We start from the raw sequence: 19,048 nt of genomic DNA on the forward strand, positions 1-19,048 counted from the left end.
GCGGAGTAACGACGATGGCACCGCAGCCGACTGCGCCGGGCATGCCGCACGCTGCCGCGCCGGCCGAGGCGGGGATCCGTCCCAGCCTGGCCGAGCTGGTGGCCCTGCGTGCCGCGGTCGCACGCATGCCGCCGCCGCGCCGAGGCCGCCATGGCCTCAGTGGCGCCGCCCCGTCGCCGATGCGCGGGCGCGGCATGGAGTACGCCGAGTCGCGCGAGTACGTGGCCGGCGACGACGTGCGGCACATCGACTGGCGGCTCACCGCGCGCAGCGGCCGCACCCACACCAAATTGTTCCAGGCCGAGCGCGAACGGCTCAGCCTGATCGTCGCCGACACCGCGCCATCGCTGTACTTCGGCACGCGCGTGCGCTTCAAATCGGTGCAGGCGGCGCGTGCCGGGGCGGTGGCGGCATGGGCGGCGCAGCGCCAGGGCGATCGCCTGGCCGCCTTGCGCGGCAGCCGCAGCGAAGCGCCGGTGCCGCCCGCCGCCGGGCCGCGCGGCGTGCTGCGCGTGCTCGATGCGCTGGCGCGCTGGTATGCGCAGCCGCCGCAGGACGATGTGGGCCTGAGCATGGCGCTGGATCACGCGGCCAAGCTGCTGCGCCCGGGATCGCGCCTGACCGTGCTGGCCGATCCGGCCAGTGCGCAGGCCGTGCCCGCAGCGCGCTGGGCCGGGCTGGCGCTGCACAACGAAGTGGAGTTGCTGCTGCTCGCCGATCCGCTGGAAGTGCATCCGCCACGTGCCGCCCTGCCGTTCTGGGCAAGCGGCCGCCGCGTGGAGGTGGATCTGCTGGCGAGTACCGCGCAACAGCGCTGGCGTGCGCAATTCGTGCAGCCGTTGGAAACCCTGGCGGCGGAACTGCCGGGCCGCGGCGTGCAGGTGCGGGTGTTGCTGAGCGACGCACCCAGCGAGTCGTGGTTGCTGCCGGTGCAACGGGGGGCGTCGGCATGAGCCCGCAGCAATTGCCCCTGCGCGATGTGCATCTGCCGCCGGCACCGGCCTGGTGGCCGCCCGCACCGGGCTGGTGGATGCTGGCGGCGGTGCTGCTGCTGACGCTCGGCGTGGCGCTGTTGGTATGGATGCGCCGGCGCCGGCGCGAGCAGCGCTGGCAGCGTCAGTTCGATGCGGCGACGCGTACGGGCGAACCGCCGGCGCAGGTGGCCGCGGTCTCTGAGTTGTTGCGGCGTGCGGCGCAACGCCGCGATCCGGCCGCTGCGACGCTGCAGGGCGAGGACTGGCTGCGCTTCCTGGACGGTGGTGACAAGCGTCAGGATTTCTCCACCGGCCCTGGCCGTGTGCTGCTCGATGGCGGCTACCGGCCCAGCGTGGACCCGGCGCAGGTGCAGGCGCTCCTGCCGCTGGCGCGGCGCCGCTTCCTGGCGTTGATGGCGGCGCGGCGTGGAGGACGGCGATGAGCCTGGTGTCGTCGTCGTGGCAGAGCCTCAGCGACCTGCTGGCCGGCTTCGCCTGGCCGTGGATGTGGCTGGCGATGCCGCTGCCCCTGCTGGCCAATCTGCTGCTGCCGGCACGGCGCGGCAATGCGCCGGCCTTGCGCGTGCCCTATGGCGAGCGCCTGCAGGCCGTGGCCGCCGCGCCGGCACGCGGCGGGCTGTGGCGCGCCAGCGTGTGGCTGGCCTGGTTGGCCTGGTTCTGCCTGTGCGCGGCGGCGGCGCGGCCGCTGCAACTGGGCGAACCCATCGCGCCACCGCAGCAGGCGCGGCAGCTGATGCTGGCGGTGGATCTGTCCGGCAGCATGAGCGAGCCCGACATGACCCTGGGCGGGCGCGTGGTCGATCGTCTGACCGCGGCCAAGGCGGTGCTGGCCGACTTTCTCGATCGCCGCGATGGCGACCGCATCGGCCTGCTAGTGTTCGGCCAGCAGGCGTATGCGCTGACTCCGTTGACTGCGGATCTGGCCACGGTGCGCGACCAGTTGCGCGACAGCGTGGTCGGCCTGGCCGGGCGCGAGACCGCGCTGGGCGACGCGATCGCGCTGGCGGTCAAGCGCCTGCGCGAGCAGAAGCAGGGCGAGCGGGTGCTGATCGTGCTCACCGACGGCGTCAACACCGCCGGCGTGCTCGATCCGCTGAAGGCCGCCGAACTGGCCAAGGCCGAACACGTGCGCGTGTACACCATCGCCTTCGGTGGCGATGGCGGCATGTCGCTGTTCGGTCTGCCGATCCCCGGCAGCGGCGGCGACGACCAGGTCGACGAGGACACGCTGCGCAAGATCGCGCAGGACACCGGCGGGCGCTTCTTCCGCGCCCGCGACACCGCCGAGCTGGCCTCGATCTATGCCGAACTGGACCGGCTCGAGCCGGTACGTTCGGCCGGTCCGGCGGTTCGGCCGCGGATCGAGCGCTACGCCTGGCCACTGGCCGCGGCGCTGGTGCTGGCGTTGCTGTCCTTCATCTGGCCCTGGAGGCGGCAATGACCCGCGCGATGGAGTTCCTCCAGGCATTGCATCTGTTGCGTCCCGAATGGCTGTGGGCGCTGCTGTTGCTGCCGTTGCTCGGCTGGAGCTGGTGGCGCCGGCGGCGGCGCCATGACATCTGGCGGCGCACGGTGGACCCACATCTGCTGCCGCATCTGCTCGCGCGTGGCGATGCCAAGGGCAGTGCTGGCCTGTTGCTGGGCGCGCTGGGCTATGCGCTGGCGGTGCTGGCGCTGGCCGGACCGAGCTGGCGCCAGGAACAGCAGCCGCTGTGGCAGGCGCGTACGCCCCTGGTGATCGCGCTGGATCTGTCCGCGCAGATCGACGCGCGCGACCTGCCGCCGTCGCGGCTGCTGCAGGCGCGGGCCAAGCTGGCGCGGCTGCTGCACGAACGCGCCGGCGGCGAAGTGGCGCTGGTGGCCTACGCTGGCGAGCCGTACACGGTGGCGCCGCTGACCGACGATGCGGCGAACGTGGGCCTGTTCCTCGACGCGCTGTCGCCGCAGGTGATGCCGGTGGCGGGGCAGCGCACCGACCTGGCGATCGATTGGGCGGCGCAGTTGCTGCGCCAGGCCGGCTTCTCCCGCGGCGACATCCTGGTGCTCAGCGACCAGGCCGACGCGCAGGCGCAGCAGGCCGCGGCGCGCGCGGCCAGGCAGGGCTATCACGTGTCCGCGCTGGGGCTGGGCACGGCGCAGGGCGCGGCCTACCGCGACAACCAGGGCCGGCTGTCGCACGCGCAACTGGATGCGGGGGCGCTGCGCGCGCTGGCGGAAGCGGGCGCGGGCCGCTACGCGGCGTTGACGCCAGACGATACGGATCTGCGCGCGCTGGGCGTGCTGCGGCCGCAGGAAGCGGACGCCACGGCGGCCGACGAAAGCCATGGCCGCGTGTGGCTCGATCAAGGCTATTGGTTGCTGCCGCCGCTGATGCTGCTGGCCCTGCTCGCGTTCCGCCGTCGCGGTGGCGCCGCGGTGCTGTTGCTGGTGTTGGCGCCGCTGGCGATGCCGCTACCGGTGCATGCGCAGGCTCAGGCGCCAGCGCCAGCACAGACGCCGACACTCGGTCCTGTCGCAGGCGGGTGGTGGGAACGTGCCGACCAGGTCCGCCAGCAACGGCTCGATGCAGGCGTGCAGGCCTACCGCAAGGGCGATTTCGCCGCCGCGCAACAGCAGTTCGAAGGCATCGACAGCGACGCCGGCTGGTACAACCTCGGCAATGCGCTGGCACGGCAGGGCCGTTACGACGAGGCGATCGACGCCTACGACAAGGCGCTGAAACTGCATCCGCGCATGGCCGATGCGATCGCCAACCGCGCCGCGGTGGAGGCCGCGCGCAAGCGCCAGTCGTCGCAGGACTCCAAGTCCGGCCAGCAGGGCAAGGACGGCAAGCAGCAGAAGAGCGGACAGTCGCAGAACGGCCAGCAACAGAACGGTCAACAGCAAAACGGTCAACAGCAGGCGGGTCAGCAGCAGGCGGGTCAGCAGCAGAACGGCGCCCAGCAGAACCCGCAGCAGAAGAACCAGCAGCAAAACGGCCAGCAGCGCGACGGCCAGCAGGGACGCGATGGCGCCAAGGACGCGCAACAGGCGCCGCCGAAGCCGGGCGATGCACAGGCGCAACAGCAGGCCGATGCGGCGCAGCGCCAGCAAATGCGGCAGGCGATGGCACAGCAGGGCGGCACCGACAAACAGGTCGCCGAGCGCGCCGCTGCCGCCGCGAACGAGACGCCGCAGCAACGCGAGCAGCGTCAGGCGGTCGAGGCGTGGCTACGGCGGGTGCCGGACGATCCGGGCAATCTGCTGCGCGCCAAATTCAGGCTGGAACACGAACGCAGGCAGCGGGAACAAGAACCATGATCCACTTCAAGCGACTCGGCCAGGGGGCCCGCGCCTGCGCGATGCTGATGGTGTTGGCCGCGCTGCTGCTGGCGCTGCCGGCGGCTGCCGCCACGCGCGCGTGGCTGGATCGCGACAACGTCGGCGCCGGCGAGGGCGTGACCCTCAACATCGAGACCGACCAGGCGGCGGCCACGCCGGACTACGCGCCGCTGCGCGCGGATTTCACGCTCAGCAACGAGGTCAAGAGCCGGCAGATGCAGATCGTCAACGGCGCGGTCTCGTCGAAGTCCTTGTTCGGGGTGATGCTGACGCCGCGCAGCACCGGCACGCTGGAGATTCCGTCGCTGCAGGTCGGCAACGAACGCACCGCGCCCTTGCGGCTGGAGGTGGCCGCGGCCAGCGCCGCGGTGCCGGCCACCGCCAATGCCGACGTGCCCGCGCAGGTGGGCAACGCCGACGTCTTCGTGCAGACCGTCGTCGACGACGCGCGGCCCTACGTGCAGCAGAGCGTGGGCGTGGTGGTGCGGCTGTATCTCGGTGTGCCGCTGAGCTCGGGCGAGCTGGACCTGGACGCGCCGGCCGGCGCGTCGCTGCAGCGCGTCGGCGACGACATCCAGAACCGCCGTCAGATCGACGGGCGCATGTACACGGTGGTCGAGCGGCACTACCTGCTGGTGCCCGAGCGCAGCGGCTCGCTGCTGTTGCCGGGCGCGCGTTTCAGCGGCCGCGGCCCCACCGGCTTCTTCGACGACTACTTCGGCCGCGGCGGCGAACTCAATGCGCGCGGTACCGCGCAGACCCTGCAGGTGCGCGCGCAGCCGGCCAATGCGCCGCAGCCGTGGCTGCCGCTGCACGAACTGCGCCTGCGCTACACCGCCACGCCGCAGCGTGCCAAGGCCGGCGAGGCTGCCGACATCGTGGTCGAGGCCACGGCACGCGGCGCGACCCAGGCGCAGTTCCCCGAACTGCCCACGCCCAGCGTCGATGGCGCGCAGGTGTTCGCCGAGCCGCCGCAGGTGCAGGAACGCTTCGTCGATGGCGGGCCGCAGGTGACCGTCACCCGCCGTTACTCGATCGTGCCGCAGGCGGCCGGCCCGTTACTGGTGCGTGGCCTGCGCATGCCCTGGTGGGACGTCGGCGCCGGCGCCGCGCGCGAGGCCAGCCTGCCGGACCTGACCCTGCAGGTGCAGCCCGGGCAGGGCGTGCCCGCGCCGGCCCCCGCCCCGGTCACCCCCGCGGCGCCGACGCTGAGCGTGGTTCCCGCCGACACCGCGGTGGCGCCGACGCATACCCTGCGGGGATGGCTCGCCTCGTCGCCGCTGTGGATGGCGCTGGCCGCGGGCTTTGCGGTGCTGTGGCTGGCGACCCTGGTCTGGGCCTGGCGCCGCTTGCGCCGTGCACGCGGCGTTGCAGCGCTGCCGGGCTCGGCAGCCAACGCTGCGCCGGGTGCGACATCGGCACCCGCGACGGCGCGCGCCGCATTGCCGGAATTGCGCAAGGCCCTGGACAGCGGCGGTCTGGACGAGGTCGCGGCGATCCTGTGCGCGCAGGCCGGCGTCGCCGACCTGGATACGGTGGTGCAGCGTCTGGACGATCCGGCGCAGCGCGACGCGGTGCTGCGCATGCAGCACGCACGCTGGGGCGGTGGCGGCGATGTGACCGGTGCGCGCGCCGCGTTGCGTCAGGCGTTCTGGGCCGGACCGCGCTGGCGCGCTACGTCGCGCAAGCAAGGCAAGGACGAGCTGCCGCCGCTGTATCCGCGCGACGCCTGAATCCATCGTTGTGCCTTCTGCGAGCACTTGCAGCGATGCAGTGTGACGAAAACGTCGTGGTGTGATCGCTGTCGTGCCTTGTCCAGTGAAGCGCGATAGATTTGGTGGCGCTGCCGGAAGCAGCGCCACTTAGGAGGATCGCAACATGAAAAGGGTTTTCACATTGGCTGTATTGACTGCCTGCTGTTTAGGTGCCGCGCCGTCGGAGGTAAGGGCCGCCAACTCTTCGATCGGTCCCCTGGCAACGTGCGGAGGAATTAGCAGCCAAGTGTTCGCAGGTGGGTACGTTGTCAATCGCACATGTGATGGTTCGAACATAAGCGGCTTCGGGACGACGCTGGACGACGCCGTAAGCAATGTTAATGAGTTCTCGAAGTTGCTGGATCAAGGATTGAGTTGTTCATACGGGAGTTTTCAGGCCACTCCAGGTGCATTCAATACCAACTTCAACTGTTCCCTGAAAAATGCCGGTGGAGGGCTCGGGAGATCGGGGCAGATTGCTGGTATCGGTACCACGGCAACCGACGCTGGGAATAACGTGCTGGACTTTGCGAAGTTGTATGCGGCCTCATCGGGCTACCAATGTTCGTCCGCGCAAATCCAGCTGTTGAATGGTGGGTTCATTACCGATTTCTCGTGTGCTTACCCGAATACGGGTGGTGGGTTGGGAAGGTCGGATACTATCAGTGGCATTGGATCTACTTCAACGGAAGCGGCCCAAAATGCCAGGGGCTTCGCCGAGTTGGCGGCATCAGTCAAGCGCGTATGCCGCACGACATCTGGTTCGATCCGCCTCAATGGCGTCATCTTTGAGGTCACTTTCACCTGCTCAAATACGGGGCGGGCGGTCGTGGGCTATGGAAGTACGCTGACCTCGGCAGGTAGGGATGCATTGATGCAGGCACAGTCCCAGTAAGGCCTCGATAACGTGAATGATGCGAATGGCGTGACCCAGCTTCGCGCCATTCGCGTCTTCAGTGAGCGTGGGGAGCCGCTTCGCAACTCCTGCGTTTGTGTGCGAGCGCAGCTGTGGCTGGCGGAGCGTGGTTGCTAAGCCTGTTGTCGCGACGGCGCCGATAGAAGGCGGCCTTGCCATGCAATCGCACTAGGCCCGTTTGTTCGATGCTTGCTCATGGTTTGTTAAGCTGGGAGTTCCTCCTTGCAAGGCGCACACCATGACCGACACCCCCGTGAAGGCCGAAACCGGCATGCCGTTGCATTGGAAAATGGCGATCGGCTTCGTCCTGGGGCTGGTGCTGGGCCTGGCGGTGCACATGAGCGTAGGCGGCGATGCGGCCTGGGTGCAGGCGCTGACCAAGTACCTCACCACGCCGTTCTCCAAGCTGTTCCTCAATCTGATCTTCATGCTGATCGTGCCGCTGCTGTTCTCGGCGCTGGTGATGGGCATTTCGGAGATGGGCGACATCCGCGCGCTCGGCCGGATCGGCTGGAAGACGCTGGGCTACACGGTGGTGCTGTCGGGTGTGGCGGTGCTGCTGGGTCTGGTGCTGGTGAACGTGCTCAAGCCGGGCATCGGCGTGGATCGCGAGCTGGCGCAGCAACTGCTGCAGCAGAACGTGGAGCGCACCGCGCAGATCGTCGACCAGAGCAAGCACCAGCCGCACGGCATGGACATGCTGCTGTCGATCGTGCCCGACAACGTGGTCGAAGCCGCGTCCAGCAACGGCGCGATCCTGTCGCTGATGTTCTTCGCGGTGATGTTCGGCGTGGGCATGGTGCTCAGCGAAGACGCCAAGGTGGCGACGCTGCGCCGCGGCATCGAGGGTGTATTCGAGATCTCGATGACCCTGATCGGGCTGGTGATCCGCCTGGCGCCGTATGCGGTGGCCTGCTTCATGTTCAACCTGGCGGCGCTGTTCGGCTTCGAGCTGCTGGTGCGGCTGGGCGCCTACGTGGGCGTGGTGGTGCTGGCGCTGGGCCTGCACATGGTGGTGAGCTACGGCGTGGCGGTGCGCCTGGCCGGGCGCTCGCCGTTGTGGTTCTTCCGCGCCACCCGCGAAGCGACGGTGATGGCCTTCTCCACCGCCTCCAGCAACGCCACCCTGCCGACCGCGCTGCGCGTGGCCGACCAGATGGGGCTGCCGCACAAGGTCTCGCGTTTCGTGCTCACCGTCGGCGCCACCGCCAACCAGAACGGCACCGCGCTGTTCGAGGGCGTGACGGTGATCTTCCTGGCGCAGTTCTTCGGCGTGGAGCTGAGCATCGCGCAGCAGTGCATGGTGATGCTGGTCTGTATTCTCGGCGGCATCGGCACCGCCGGTGTCCCGTCCGGCTCGCTGCCGGTGGTGGCGCTGATCTGCGCGATGGTCGGGGTGGACCCGGTCGGCATCGGCATGATCCTGGGCGTCAACCATTTCCTGGACATGTGCCGCACCGCACTGAACGTGACCGGCGATCTGGCCCTGACCACGATGGTGGCCAAGGGGGAGGATGGCGGGGATTCGGGAGTCGGGATTGGGGATTCGTAGAGGCGGCAGCGTCGCGGCCTGACGGGCCACGCGTTGGACCGGCCGAAGCCGCTCCTGCGCCATCTCGGGCGTCCAGCCGGTGACGCTACCAATCCCCAATCCCCAATCCCCGCCTGTGGGACAATAGTGGGCCCGACGCCACGCGCCCGCTTCCGACAGATCCCTCATGACGACGCCTACCCGCCGCGAACTCGCCAACGCGATCCGTTTCCTTGCCGCCGATGCGGTCGAGGCCGCCAATTCCGGCCATCCCGGCATGCCGATGGGCATGGCCGACATCGCTGAAGTGCTGTGGAACGACTTCCTCAGCCACAACCCGAACAACCCGCACTGGTTCAACCGCGACCGCTTCGTGCTGTCCAATGGCCATGGTTCGATGCTGCAGTACGCGCTGCTGCACCTGTCCGGCTACGACCTGCCGATCGAGGAGCTCAAGCGCTTCCGCCAGTTGCACAGCAAGACTGCCGGCCACCCGGAGCGCAGCGAGACCCCCGGGGTGGAGACCACCACCGGTCCGCTCGGCCAGGGCTTCGCCAACGCGGTCGGTTTCGCGCTGGCCGAGAAGTTGCTGGCGCAGCGCTACAACCGCCCCGAGCACCAGATCGTCGACCACCGCACCTGGGTGTTCATGGGCGACGGCTGCATGATGGAAGGCGTGTCCCACGAAGCCGCCTCGCTGGCCGGCACCTGGGGCCTGGGCAAGCTGGTCGCGTTCTGGGACAACAACCATATCTCCATCGACGGCAACACCGCCGGCTGGTTCAGCGACGACACCCCGGCCCGGTTCGAGGCCTACGGTTGGCATGTGATCCGTGATGTCGACGGCCAGGACGCCGATGCGGTCAAGGCCGCGATCGAGGCGGCGATCGCCGAGAGCGAGAAGCCGACCCTGCTGTGCTGTCGCACCACGATTGGCTTCGGTGCGCCGACCAAGGCCGGCAAGGAATCCTCGCACGGCGCCGCGCTGGGCAAGGAAGAACTGGAAGGCGCGCGCAAGGCGCTGAATTGGCCGTATGCGCCGTTCGAGATCCCGCAGGAAATCTACGACGGCTGGCGCGCCGGCGGTGCCGGTACGTTGCGCCAGGCCGAGTGGGAGTTGGCCTTCGACAAGTACGCCAAGCAGTACCCGGCCGAAGCCGCGGAACTGACCCGCCGCTCGCATGGCGAGCTGCCGGAAGACTTCCTCGCCCAGGCCGACGCCTACATCGCCAAGCAGGCCGCCGAAGGCCAGACCATCGCCTCGCGCAAGGCCTCGCAGATGGCGATCGAGGCGTTCGCGCCGCTGCTGCCTGAACTGGTCGGCGGGTCGGCCGACCTGGCGCATTCCAACCTGACCCTGTGGAAGGCCAGCAAGTCGGTCGCCACGGACGATCCGAACGCCAACTACGTGTACTACGGCGTGCGCGAGTTCGGCATGACCGCCATCGCCAACGGCCTGGCGCTGCATGGCGGCTTCATTCCGTTCGACGCCACCTTCCTGGTGTTCAGCGACTACGCGCGCAACGGTGTGCGCATGAGCGCGCTGATCCCGGCGCATGCGATCCACGTCTACACCCACGACTCGATCGGCCTGGGCGAGGACGGCCCGACCCATCAGCCGGTGGAGCACCTGGCGTCGCTGCGCTATATCCCCAACAACGACGTGTGGCGCCCCTGCGACACGGTGGAGTCGGCGGTGAGCTGGAAGGCCGCGATCACCCGCAAGGACGGCCCGAGCTGCCTGGTGTTCAGCCGCCAGAACCTGCCGTTCCAGGCTCGCACCGAGGCGCAGATCAAGCTGATCGAGCGCGGCGGTTACGTGCTGGCCGATGCCGAGGGCGGCACGCCCGACGTGATCCTGATCGGTACTGGTTCGGAGGTGGGCCTGGCGGTGGAAGCCAAGCAGGCGCTGGATGCCGCGGGCCTGAAGACCCGCGTGGTGTCGATGCCCTGCACCGACGTGTTCGATCGCCAGGACGCCGCCTACCGCGAGTCGGTGCTGCCGTCGGCGGTGCGCAAGCGCGTGGCGGTGGAAGCCGGTGTCACCGCGTTCTGGCGCGCCTACGTGGGCCTGGACGGCGCCGTGGTCGGCATCGACAGCTTCGGCGCCTCGGCGCCGGCGAACGTGCTGTACAAGCACTTCCAGATCACCGCCGAGCACGTGGTGGCGGCGGCGAAGGCGCTGTAAGCCGGTTCCACGACAGGTGACGAAAAAGGCCGGCGCATGCCGGCCTTTTTCTTGCCTGTGCGAGGAAAGGGCCGCCCCTACGACCACGCAATCGGCGCGATGCGCATCGGTGATGGGGTCAACCGCGCTTGCGCGGCTTGCCGCGCGGCGTCGCAGGCTTGCCGGCAGCGCTGCCGGATTTCTGTGGCGTCGCCAGTGCGCCCGCCTCCTGCAGTTGCTGCAACCAGGACAGCGCGTCGACGTAGGACAGGAAGTGCTGCAGGTAGCCGGGCGAGAGCGTGCGCATCAACGCCAATGCGCGATGCACCAGCACGCCGGAGTTGAGCGGGCCGGCGTCGGCGGGGGCCGGTTGCAGCGACTGCCGCAATTGGCTGCGGCTGCGCAGTTCTGTCCACAGCCGGCGCGCGTCTTCGACCGCGGGCAGTTGCGGTGCGGTAAGTCGCGCCGCTGCGGCCGCTGCGGTGGGCAAGGGCGATGGTGCGGGGAGTTCTGTGTCGATGGCATCGGTCGCCGTGGGGGCTTCGTCGTTGGCCTCCAGGTTGGCGCCGTGGTCGTTGCCGGCGCGGATCGCAACCGCCGCGGCGCGGAACTGCGCCAGCAAGGCGCCGAGCGGGCCGGGTTGCATCGCTCGCACTGCGGCCTCGGCATCGCCAGCGCTTTGCGGCGCCGCGTCCAGTGCCGCGGCGTACGCGTCGAGCAACGCGGACAGTTTCTGCTCCAGCAGTTCCCGCGCCTTGCCCTGCTGCGCCTCGGTGCGGCGCGCCAGCGCTTCGAGGAAGCGGAAGCGCAGCGGGTCCAGCCGCTCGGCATGCTCAGCACGCCAGGCGGCGAGGCGATCGGTGGCGGCGATCCGATCAGGGCGCATGCGGCGTCGCGGCGCTCTTGCGCATGCGCGGCAGCGGCGCCATCTCCACGCGGCGGTTGCTGGCGCGTCCGGCCTCGTCCACGTTCGGCGCCACCGGCTGCTGCGCGCCGAAGGCGGCGGCGAAGACCGCATCGGCGGGGACGCCAGCCTCGATCAGCGCGCGGGTCACGGTCAATGCGCGCTCGGCCGACAGTTCCCAGTTGTCGGCGAATTGGCGATTGCTCTCGCGCACCTGGCGATCGTCGGTGAAGCCGCTGACCATCAGGATCTCGTCGCGCGCCTTGAGGTAGCCGGCCAGCGGCGCGGCCAGGCTCTTCAGCAGGTCGCGGCCTTCCGGCTGCAACTGATCGGAGTTCAGTGCGAACAGCACGTTGCCGCGGATGCCGATGCGGCCGTCGACCAGGGTCACCCGGCCGGCCGCCAGCGGCGCGGCCAGCGCCTGTTCCAGGGTCTTGCGCTGCTGCGCTTCACGCTGGCGCTGGCGCATTTCCGCATCCAGCTTGTTCGACAGCTGCAACTGCACGCCGATCACCCCGATCAGGATCAGCACGAAGGCGCCGAGCAGCACCGACATCAGGTCGCCGAACACCGCCCAGACCGGTGCGCCGTTGTCGGCCTCGAGTTCCAGCTCGTCGCTCATGCCGCGTCGGCCTGGTCGGGCGCCTGGCGCGCGGCGAGCTGACGCAATTCCTCGGTGATCTGCTGCTGCGAGAGCATGCTCAGGTCGATCACCTCACGCGCCTGCGCCACGTAGTAGGCCAGTTGCTCGTCGCTGCGCGTCAGCGACTTGTCCAGCGCCTGCTCGATGCCCTGCAGGCGTTCCAGCAGGGCGGCGTTGGATTCGCCGAAGGCCTGCACCGCGCCGGAGAATGCGTCGCTCAGGCTGACCACCTCGGTGACGCCGGCGACGACCTGCGCTGCAGCGTCGTCGAGCTTGCCGGTCTGGGCGTCGATCTGGTCGGTGAAGCGGCTGCCGACGCGCTCCAGTAGATCGGCCGAGGTCGCGACCAGGGCGTCCACCGCGCTGCGCTGTTCGGTGGACGCGTGGTTGACCGCCTCCAGCAGGGTCTGCAGCGTGGCCAGCAGGCGGTTGCGCTCGTCGAGCATGGCGGTGTCGCGGACCATGCTGTCGGAGAGTTTCTGGCGCAGTTCCGCGACCACGTCGGCCGCGGCCTTCGGCGCTTCCGAGGCGACCTGCACCAGCCGCTCGATCTCGGCGATGGTGTCGCGCGCCTGTGCCTGGCCCTGCTCGGACATCGCCGCCGCGGTTTCCTGCAGGGTGCTGCAGATCTCCTGCTGGCGCTGCGCGATGCGCTCGCCGTGCTGTTCCCATTGCGCGCCGAGTGTCGCGGCCATGCCGGTGAAGCTGTCGGTCCAGGCCTGCAGGCGCGCCTGGTCGCGCGCTTCCAGTGCGTCCTGCAGGTCGGCATGGGCCTGCTGCAGCGTCTCGGCGAGGGCGGCGGCACGGTGTTCCAGGCTGGCCGTGGCGGTGTCCAACGCCTGCGCGTTGCGCGCGGCCAGGACCTCGTTGACCTCGCGTTGCTGCGCCAGCGCCGCGCTCCATGCCTGTTGCACGGCCTCGACGGTGGCGTCCAGCCGGGTCGCCACGGTCTCCAGCGCCTGCGTCGTGTGCGTGGCGAGGGTGTCGTTGATCGCGCGCTGCTGGGCCAGCGCAGCGTCCCAGCCCTGCTGTGCGGCCTCGGCGGTGGCGTCCAGCCGCGTCGCCACGGTGTCCAGTGCCTGCGCGTTGCGTGCGACCAGTGCGGCGTTGGCCTCGCGCTGCTGTTCCAGTGCCGTGCTCCAGGCTTGCTGGGCAGCTTCGGCGGTGGCATCCAGGCGGCTGGCCACCGCGTCCAGTGCCTGTGCCTGGCGCGCGGCGAGGCCGTCGTTCGCTTCGCGTTGCTGCGCCATCGCCTCGCTCCAGGCCTGCCTGGCGTCGTCGCTGGCGGCTTGCAGGCGTGCCGCGGTCGCCTCCACCAGCGTGGTGGCACGTTGCTCCAGGCCGTCGCCGGCGCGTTGCAGCGCGCTGCCCAGTTCCTGCAGCAGTGCGCCGTTGACGCGTTGCTGTTCGGCCAGCGCGCTGTCCCAGCGCTGCGTGGCCTGCTCGGCGGCCTGGGCGAAGCCACTGGCCAAGCCGTCCAGTTGCCGCTGCACCGCCTGGCCGACGGTGCCCTGCAGCGCGGCGGTCTCGCGCGCCACGCCGTCCAGCGTGCGTTGCACCACCGGTTCCAGCGCGTCGCCGAACGCCCGCGCGTGCGCGGCCACACCGGCCTGCAGGGCGTGTTCGACTGCCCCGGCCAGGCGCGTGTAGGCGGCCTCGGTGCGGCTGTGGAAGGCGTCCTGGCTGCTGGCCAGGCGTTCGCCGCTGACCGCGCTGTGCTGTTCCAGCGCCGCCATCATCGTCTGCATGCGCTCGATCAGGCTCGGCATCAGCGTGGCCTGGGTCTGCAGCAGCTTGAAGGCCTCGTTGCGCTGGTAGGCCAGCGAATGCGTGCGCAGCGCGGTCGCCGCGTGCAGGTCCAGGTGCTGCACCGCCTGCAGGCGCTCGCGCCGGCACAGCGCGGCGAGCAGGCCGAGCATCGCCGAGGCGGCGACGCCGGCGATGGAGGTGCCGAAGGCGAAGCCCAGGCCCTTCAGCGGCGCCGCCAGCGAAGCGCGGATGGCATTCAGATCGGTGGCGCTGTCCAGTGCCAGGCCGGTGCCGCGCAGGGTGGCCATCATGCCCAGGAAGGTGCCGAGCATGCCCAGCAGCACCAGCAGGCCGACCAGGTACGGGGTCAGCGCCGGCACCGGCAGGGCCGCGCGTTCGCCTTCGATGCGCAGGCGCACCGCGTTGCGCAGGCTCGGGTGCAGCCGTTGCAGCCAGCCGCCCAGGTCGTGGCGCGCGGACTCGACCTCGATCAGCGCGGTCTGCAACGTCGCCGTGGCCTGGCGGTAGCGGTACAGCTCCGCGATGCCGGCCAGGTAGCACAGGCCGATCAGCGCGGCGAAGCTGGCGCCCAGCGGGTTGGAACCGAGATAGCCGACGCCGATCCAGCAGACCACGGCAAGGCCGGCGAGGAACAGGACGGAATGGAGCAGGGTCTTGGGCATGAGGATCGGATCAACGGCTGCGAAGCGCGGCGAGCAGCGCTTCGATGGGATGGAAACGGACGTCCAGCTCGGCGCGCAACACGCTGTGCAGGTCCTGGCGGAACAGGTCCAGCCAGGCCGTGTCGGCAGGCGCCGGCGGAACGTCGGTGAGGGATGGATCGGGGGCGGGCGTCGCCGCGGCGGCGCGCAGGCGCTGGAAATGCGCTTCCAGCAGGTTGGGCACCGTCGCCAGCAGGGTCTGCTCGCGCGGGCTCAGGGTCAGTTCCATCACCGCATCGACCTCGGCCAGCCGCGCCATGTCCGGCGAGAGCGGAACCAGGGCATCGCGCAGCAGCCCGCGCAGGCGCCCGGTGGCGGTGAGCATCGCGCGCTGCAGCGCCAGGTAGCGCTGGCGGAACGGCGCGTAGTCGATCGGTGCGTCGGGGTCGTGCTGGCGCTTGCCCACGGGCTTGCCGGTCTCCTTGGCGATGTCCAGGGCGATGCTCTCTTCCAGCGCAGCGCGCACGCGGCCGCATTCGGCCTCCAGGGCCGACGGTTCCGGCGCCTCGGGGGCGTCCTCGGCAGGCTCGGGCAGTTTGCCGTCCAGCGCCCGCGACACCGCCACCGCGCGGTTCCAGTCGATCCATTGGCCGAGCCGGTCGGCCAGCGCAGGGCTGGACGCGGGCATCGACGCATCGCTCAGGCGCGCCAGCAGGCGAATGAAGGCCGGGCCCGGGACGGGCGCCCGTGGAGGGGCTTTCGCCATGTGAGTGGTCAAAAACCCGCAATTTTACACGCGAATGACATCGGCTGCCCGGAGGCGGCCGATGCCGAACCGCAAGGGGACGCCAGCGACCTCAGCGCGCCTGGCGTTCGGTGCGAATGCGTTGCCTCATTTGCACTGCGGCTTGTTCATCTTGATGTCTTTCAGATCGGCAGCCGTATACAGCGCCGCGGGGCGGTTCGGGTCGTTCTGCATGTTCTGGTAGAGATTGGCCAGTGCCTGCAGATGGCCGTTTTCGCCGCTGCCGAAGCTCTGCTGCGCCGATGCCCCGGCGCCATACAGGCCATTGCACAACAGGGCTTTCCTGAAGATCTTCAGCACTTCCACGCGCGCATAGTAGGTCTGCAGGCGCTGTGCGGCGTCTTGCGGCTGGTGATTGATCTTCGCGTAGTTGCTGTTGCAACGCGGACCGAGGTCCGTCGGATAGGCGGCGGCGATGCCCGCGCAACTGGCGACGGTGGCGGGCGGAGCGGCCAGCGCAGCAAAGGGCAGCAGTGTCGACAGCACGAGCAGGAGAACGCAGAGCGATGGGCGCATGTTCATAAAAGGGAATCCTTGGTTCGCAATGGGATGGATGGTCGGCTTGCGCGCCATGCAGACATGGTCGTCGCGCAGCCACTGTCGCTGCGTGCCGATATGTGCGGGATCGGGAAATGTCCCTAGATGCCCGGGTCTTCAGCCCGAGGAAGCGCGATGCAGCTTGCGGAGGATTGCCGCACCCCTCGATGCTTCGGCGCCAGGAGTGGCCTCTGAGGGCGGGGCGCGGCGCTGGTGCATCCTGCCCAATGCCTTGCGTGCAGTCTGCACGCAAGGCACTCGCCGCAGCGGCGGAGGCAGGGCAGCGTCAGTAGGTATAGCTCAGCGTGAGCATGTACACGCGCCCGGTTTCCACGTAGGCGCCATCGGCACCGGGGTCGTAGGCCATGTAGCGGGTGGACTTGCCCTGGGTCTCGTAGAACGTGGCCGAATTCAGCAGGTTCTTGGCAGCGATGCCGACGTCGATGCCGTGCGGCAGGTGGTAGGTGGCGGTGAAGTCCAGCGACTTGACCGGCTGCAGGTAGTAGTTGAGCCGGTCGCTGGTCAGGCCGAGCAGTTGCAGGCCGGTGTAGTTGTAGCTCAGGTCCGCGCGCAGGCGGCTGTCGTCGTAGAACAGGTCCAGGTTGTAGATGCGCTCGGGCGCACGCGGCAGCCAGGTCTTTTCGGGCTGGTCGGTGCGCTTGCTGTCGGCGGAACTGTGTTGCAGGGTCAGGTTGGCGGCAACGCCGAAGTTGCTCCAGAACCCAGGCAGATCCTGCAGGCGCTTGCTGCCGGCCAGTTCCACGCCGTACAGCGTCGCGGTGCCGCCGTTCTGCGGCATGGTCACCGGCACGCCGTCCTCGAAGGTGGTGCCGGTCGGGACCAGGCCGCCGAGCGTGTTGTCGTTGCTGGTCGCCGACTGCGAGGTGTAGATGAAGCCGGTGATGCGCTTGTAGTAGGTCGAGGCGCTGAGCACGCCGCCGTTGCGGTCGTAGAACTCCGCGGACAGGTCTGCATTGTCGGCCTTGCTCGGCTGCAGGTCGGGATTGGGTTTGGAGATGCCGATGACCTTCTGGGTGGGGTCGACCGTGTACACCGTCTCGCCGGAGATCAGCCCGAACGCCGGGCGGCTGAAGCTGCGCCGCAGCGAGGCGCGGTAGACGGTCAGCTCGTCCGGGCGATAGTTGAGGCTGATGCCCGGCAACAACTCGCCGTAGCTGCGGCCGCTGCCGACGAAGCGGCCGTTGATGCCGTCGCCGTTCGATTGCCAGGCATCGGCGGAGTAGCGGGTCAGTTCGTAGCGCACGCCGGGCAGGATGGTCACCGCGCCGACATGCAGCGTGGCCATCGCGTAGCCAGCGTAGATCGCCTCGGTACTGGAGGTGGTGTTGGCGTTGTAGTCGTTGGCGGTATAGATGCCGGCGCCATTGGGATCGTTGACGTACTTGTACGGCACCGCCTGCGCACGCACCCAGTCGCGGTCGAGGATCTTGAACGGGCCGGCGTAGTGGCCATCGAAGGCGGCGTAGGTGAGGCGGCCGGGCAGGGCGCTCAGCGGCGGGCCGCCGGCGTTGGGGAACACGTAGTTGCTGCCGCCGAAGTAGGGGCCGTTGTAGACGAAATTGCCGTCCTTGTGGAAGAACGGGTGATCGTAGGAGCCGCGGTCGGCGTGATCGAGCGACAGGCCGGTCTTGACCTCGTCGAGCACGTCGCCGTCCACGCGGTAGCTGATGTCGGCATGCGCGCTGGCGCGGTTGTCGTGGCTGCCGGCATCGTGGCCCTGGGTCTTCCAGAACAGCGCCGAATCCAGGCTGTAGAAGAAGTTTTTCAGGGCCGGCGAGCTCGGGGCGATGCTCGGATAGGTCGGGTCGCTCAGGTCGAACGCAAAGCTGCCCGGGGTGAAGCCGTACAGGCTTGCGGCGACGTAGTCCGGGCGGCTGCGCGTGCCGCGTCCGAAGGAACTGCCGTAATCGAAGCGCAGACGATCCAGCGTGGTCTGCCCGCCCAACTGCAGCGTGGCCAGGGTTTCCTTGATGTCGTGAGTGTTGAAGTAGCCGCCACGCACCGCCGTCGGCTGGTTGTTGACGGTTTCCAGGCGTGCGCTGGATTGGTCCTGCTGGCCGGTGACGTTGTAGCTGCCGTAGATGGCGCGCGCGAAAAGGGTGGTGTGCTCGCCCTGCCAGTCGAAGGCGAGGTTGCCGCCGTAGCGCTCGATCTGGCTGGTGTAGACGCTGTACTTGTAGCGGGCGCTGAGCAGCGGGCCGACATCGCGCAGATCCACTGCCTTGGCCTGCGCCGGATCCGCCGGGAAGTACGCGCTGTTGGGCGCCGGCGCCTGCGCCATGTTGTTGTTCTTGCCGTAGTAGGCCGAGGCATAGACGCCGAACGCGTGGTCGTCGCCGAACTTCCAGGCCAGCTCCTGTTGCAGCGTGCCGCCGGTGTGCTTGCCGCCGAGGTCGGAAGCGAGCGCGTTGAACTGGCCTTGCGCGGTGGTCTTGCCGTAGAAGTCGCCATCGAAGTCGAACGCGCTGGGCGTGCGCATGTCGATCGCGCCGCCGATCGCGTCGCCCGGCAGGTCCGGGGTCGGCGACTTGGAGACCTTGACCGACTGGATGCCGAACGGCGCGAGCATGTTCAGCGAGATCGCACGCGTGGACGAATCGGTCTCGGGCATGCCGAAGCCGTTGAGACGGTAGCTGTTGTAGCTGGCATCCAGGCCGCGGATGCTGACGTAGGCGTTCTCGCCGGTGGTGGCCTGGCCCAGGTGCATGTCGCTGTAGGCCGACAGCCCGGGCAGGTGCGCGACCACGTCGGCGATGCCGGCGGAGGGAATCGCATCGATCTGCTGCTTGCTCATCACGCTGTTGACGCCGTTGGACAGGCGCTGTTCGTCCAATGAGCCCGGCACGGTGGCCTGCGTGGCCTGCACGTTGACCGAGTCCAGGGTGGTGGTGCGTGCGCTGGCGTCATCGGCGTCGCTGGCGCGGGCGGTTGGCGAGAGCGCAAGCGCGAGGGCGATGGCACAGCACAGGGGGCAGGGGCGATGAAACGGGAGCATGGGGGTGGCTCGTTGGGGGAAACAGCGGTTGCGATCCGAAGTCCGGAC

Annotated in this window: 14 protein-coding genes; 8 read left to right on the forward strand and 6 right to left on the reverse strand. The window is 69.2% G+C overall.

What is annotated here, in order from left to right:
* Nucleotides 1-14: 14 nt before the first annotated feature.
* The 8 genes from CEK65_RS05515 to tkt all read left to right on the forward strand — a co-directional run bounded on the left by CEK65_RS05515 (nt 15) and on the right by tkt (nt 10,705).
* The gene (locus CEK65_RS05515) at nt 15-953 is read left to right on the forward strand and encodes a DUF58 domain-containing protein (protein ID WP_152181021.1); all 939 of its coding nucleotides are present in this window, start codon (nt 15-17) and stop codon (nt 951-953) included.
* Nucleotides 950-1,417 (forward strand): DUF4381 domain-containing protein, encoded by a 468-nt coding sequence (locus tag CEK65_RS05520; protein WP_152181022.1) that lies wholly within the window; start codon nt 950-952, stop codon nt 1,415-1,417. Before CEK65_RS05515 ends, CEK65_RS05520 begins: the two co-directional genes overlap by 4 nt.
* Complete coding sequence (locus CEK65_RS05525) at nt 1,414-2,436, forward strand: VWA domain-containing protein (protein WP_152181023.1); 1,023 nt, start codon at nt 1,414-1,416, stop codon at nt 2,434-2,436. The genes CEK65_RS05520 and CEK65_RS05525 overlap by 4 nt, the downstream gene beginning before the upstream one ends.
* Nucleotides 2,433-4,295 (forward strand): tetratricopeptide repeat protein, encoded by a 1,863-nt coding sequence (locus CEK65_RS05530; RefSeq protein ID WP_152181024.1) that lies wholly within the window; start codon nt 2,433-2,435, stop codon nt 4,293-4,295. Before CEK65_RS05525 ends, CEK65_RS05530 begins: the two co-directional genes overlap by 4 nt.
* 41 nt (nt 4,296-4,336) lie before the next feature.
* Nucleotides 4,337-6,049, forward strand: a complete 1,713-nt coding sequence (locus CEK65_RS05535) for a BatD family protein (protein WP_152181079.1) — start codon at nt 4,337-4,339, stop codon at nt 6,047-6,049.
* 145 nt (nt 6,050-6,194) lie between these two features.
* Nucleotides 6,195-6,965, forward strand: coding sequence for a hypothetical protein (locus CEK65_RS05540; RefSeq protein WP_152181025.1), 771 nt, complete (start codon nt 6,195-6,197; stop codon nt 6,963-6,965).
* A 259-nt stretch (nt 6,966-7,224) separates the two neighbouring features.
* Complete coding sequence (locus CEK65_RS05545) at nt 7,225-8,538, forward strand: dicarboxylate/amino acid:cation symporter (RefSeq protein WP_152181026.1); 1,314 nt, start codon at nt 7,225-7,227, stop codon at nt 8,536-8,538.
* A 166-nt stretch (nt 8,539-8,704) separates the two neighbouring features.
* Nucleotides 8,705-10,705 carry a transketolase gene (tkt, locus tag CEK65_RS05550; RefSeq protein ID WP_152181027.1) on the forward strand — a complete coding sequence of 667 codons (2,001 nt, stop codon included), beginning with the start codon at nt 8,705-8,707 and terminating at the stop codon, nt 10,703-10,705.
* Between the two features lie 118 nt (nt 10,706-10,823).
* On the opposite strand, the gene CEK65_RS05555 is transcribed toward tkt, so the two are convergent.
* The 6 genes from CEK65_RS05555 to CEK65_RS05580 all read right to left on the reverse strand — a co-directional run bounded on the left by CEK65_RS05555 (nt 10,824) and on the right by CEK65_RS05580 (nt 19,000).
* Nucleotides 10,824-11,570, reverse strand: coding sequence for a DUF2894 domain-containing protein (locus CEK65_RS05555; RefSeq protein ID WP_152181028.1), 747 nt, complete (start codon nt 11,568-11,570; stop codon nt 10,824-10,826).
* Nucleotides 11,560-12,210, reverse strand: a complete 651-nt coding sequence (locus CEK65_RS05560; protein WP_017909860.1) for an OmpA family protein — start codon at nt 12,208-12,210, stop codon at nt 11,560-11,562. The genes CEK65_RS05555 and CEK65_RS05560 overlap by 11 nt, the downstream gene beginning before the upstream one ends.
* Nucleotides 12,207-14,663, reverse strand: coding sequence for a DUF802 domain-containing protein (locus CEK65_RS05565; RefSeq protein WP_152181029.1), 2,457 nt, complete (start codon nt 14,661-14,663; stop codon nt 12,207-12,209). Before CEK65_RS05565 ends, CEK65_RS05560 begins: the two co-directional genes overlap by 4 nt.
* A gap of 10 nt (nt 14,664-14,673) precedes the next feature.
* Complete coding sequence (locus tag CEK65_RS05570) at nt 14,674-15,408, reverse strand: DUF3348 domain-containing protein (RefSeq protein ID WP_152181030.1); 735 nt, start codon at nt 15,406-15,408, stop codon at nt 14,674-14,676.
* 126 nt (nt 15,409-15,534) lie between these two features.
* The gene (locus CEK65_RS05575) at nt 15,535-16,020 is read right to left on the reverse strand and encodes a hypothetical protein (protein ID WP_226980478.1); all 486 of its coding nucleotides are present in this window, start codon (nt 16,018-16,020) and stop codon (nt 15,535-15,537) included.
* A gap of 250 nt (nt 16,021-16,270) precedes the next feature.
* Nucleotides 16,271-19,000, reverse strand: a complete 2,730-nt coding sequence (locus CEK65_RS05580; protein ID WP_152181032.1) for a TonB-dependent receptor — start codon at nt 18,998-19,000, stop codon at nt 16,271-16,273.
* Nucleotides 19,001-19,048 lie beyond the last annotated feature (48 nt).

It is taken from the genome of Xanthomonas sp. LMG 12459 (assembly GCF_009192905.1).
Taxonomy (GTDB): Bacteria; Pseudomonadota; Gammaproteobacteria; order Xanthomonadales; family Xanthomonadaceae; genus Xanthomonas_A; species Xanthomonas_A sontii.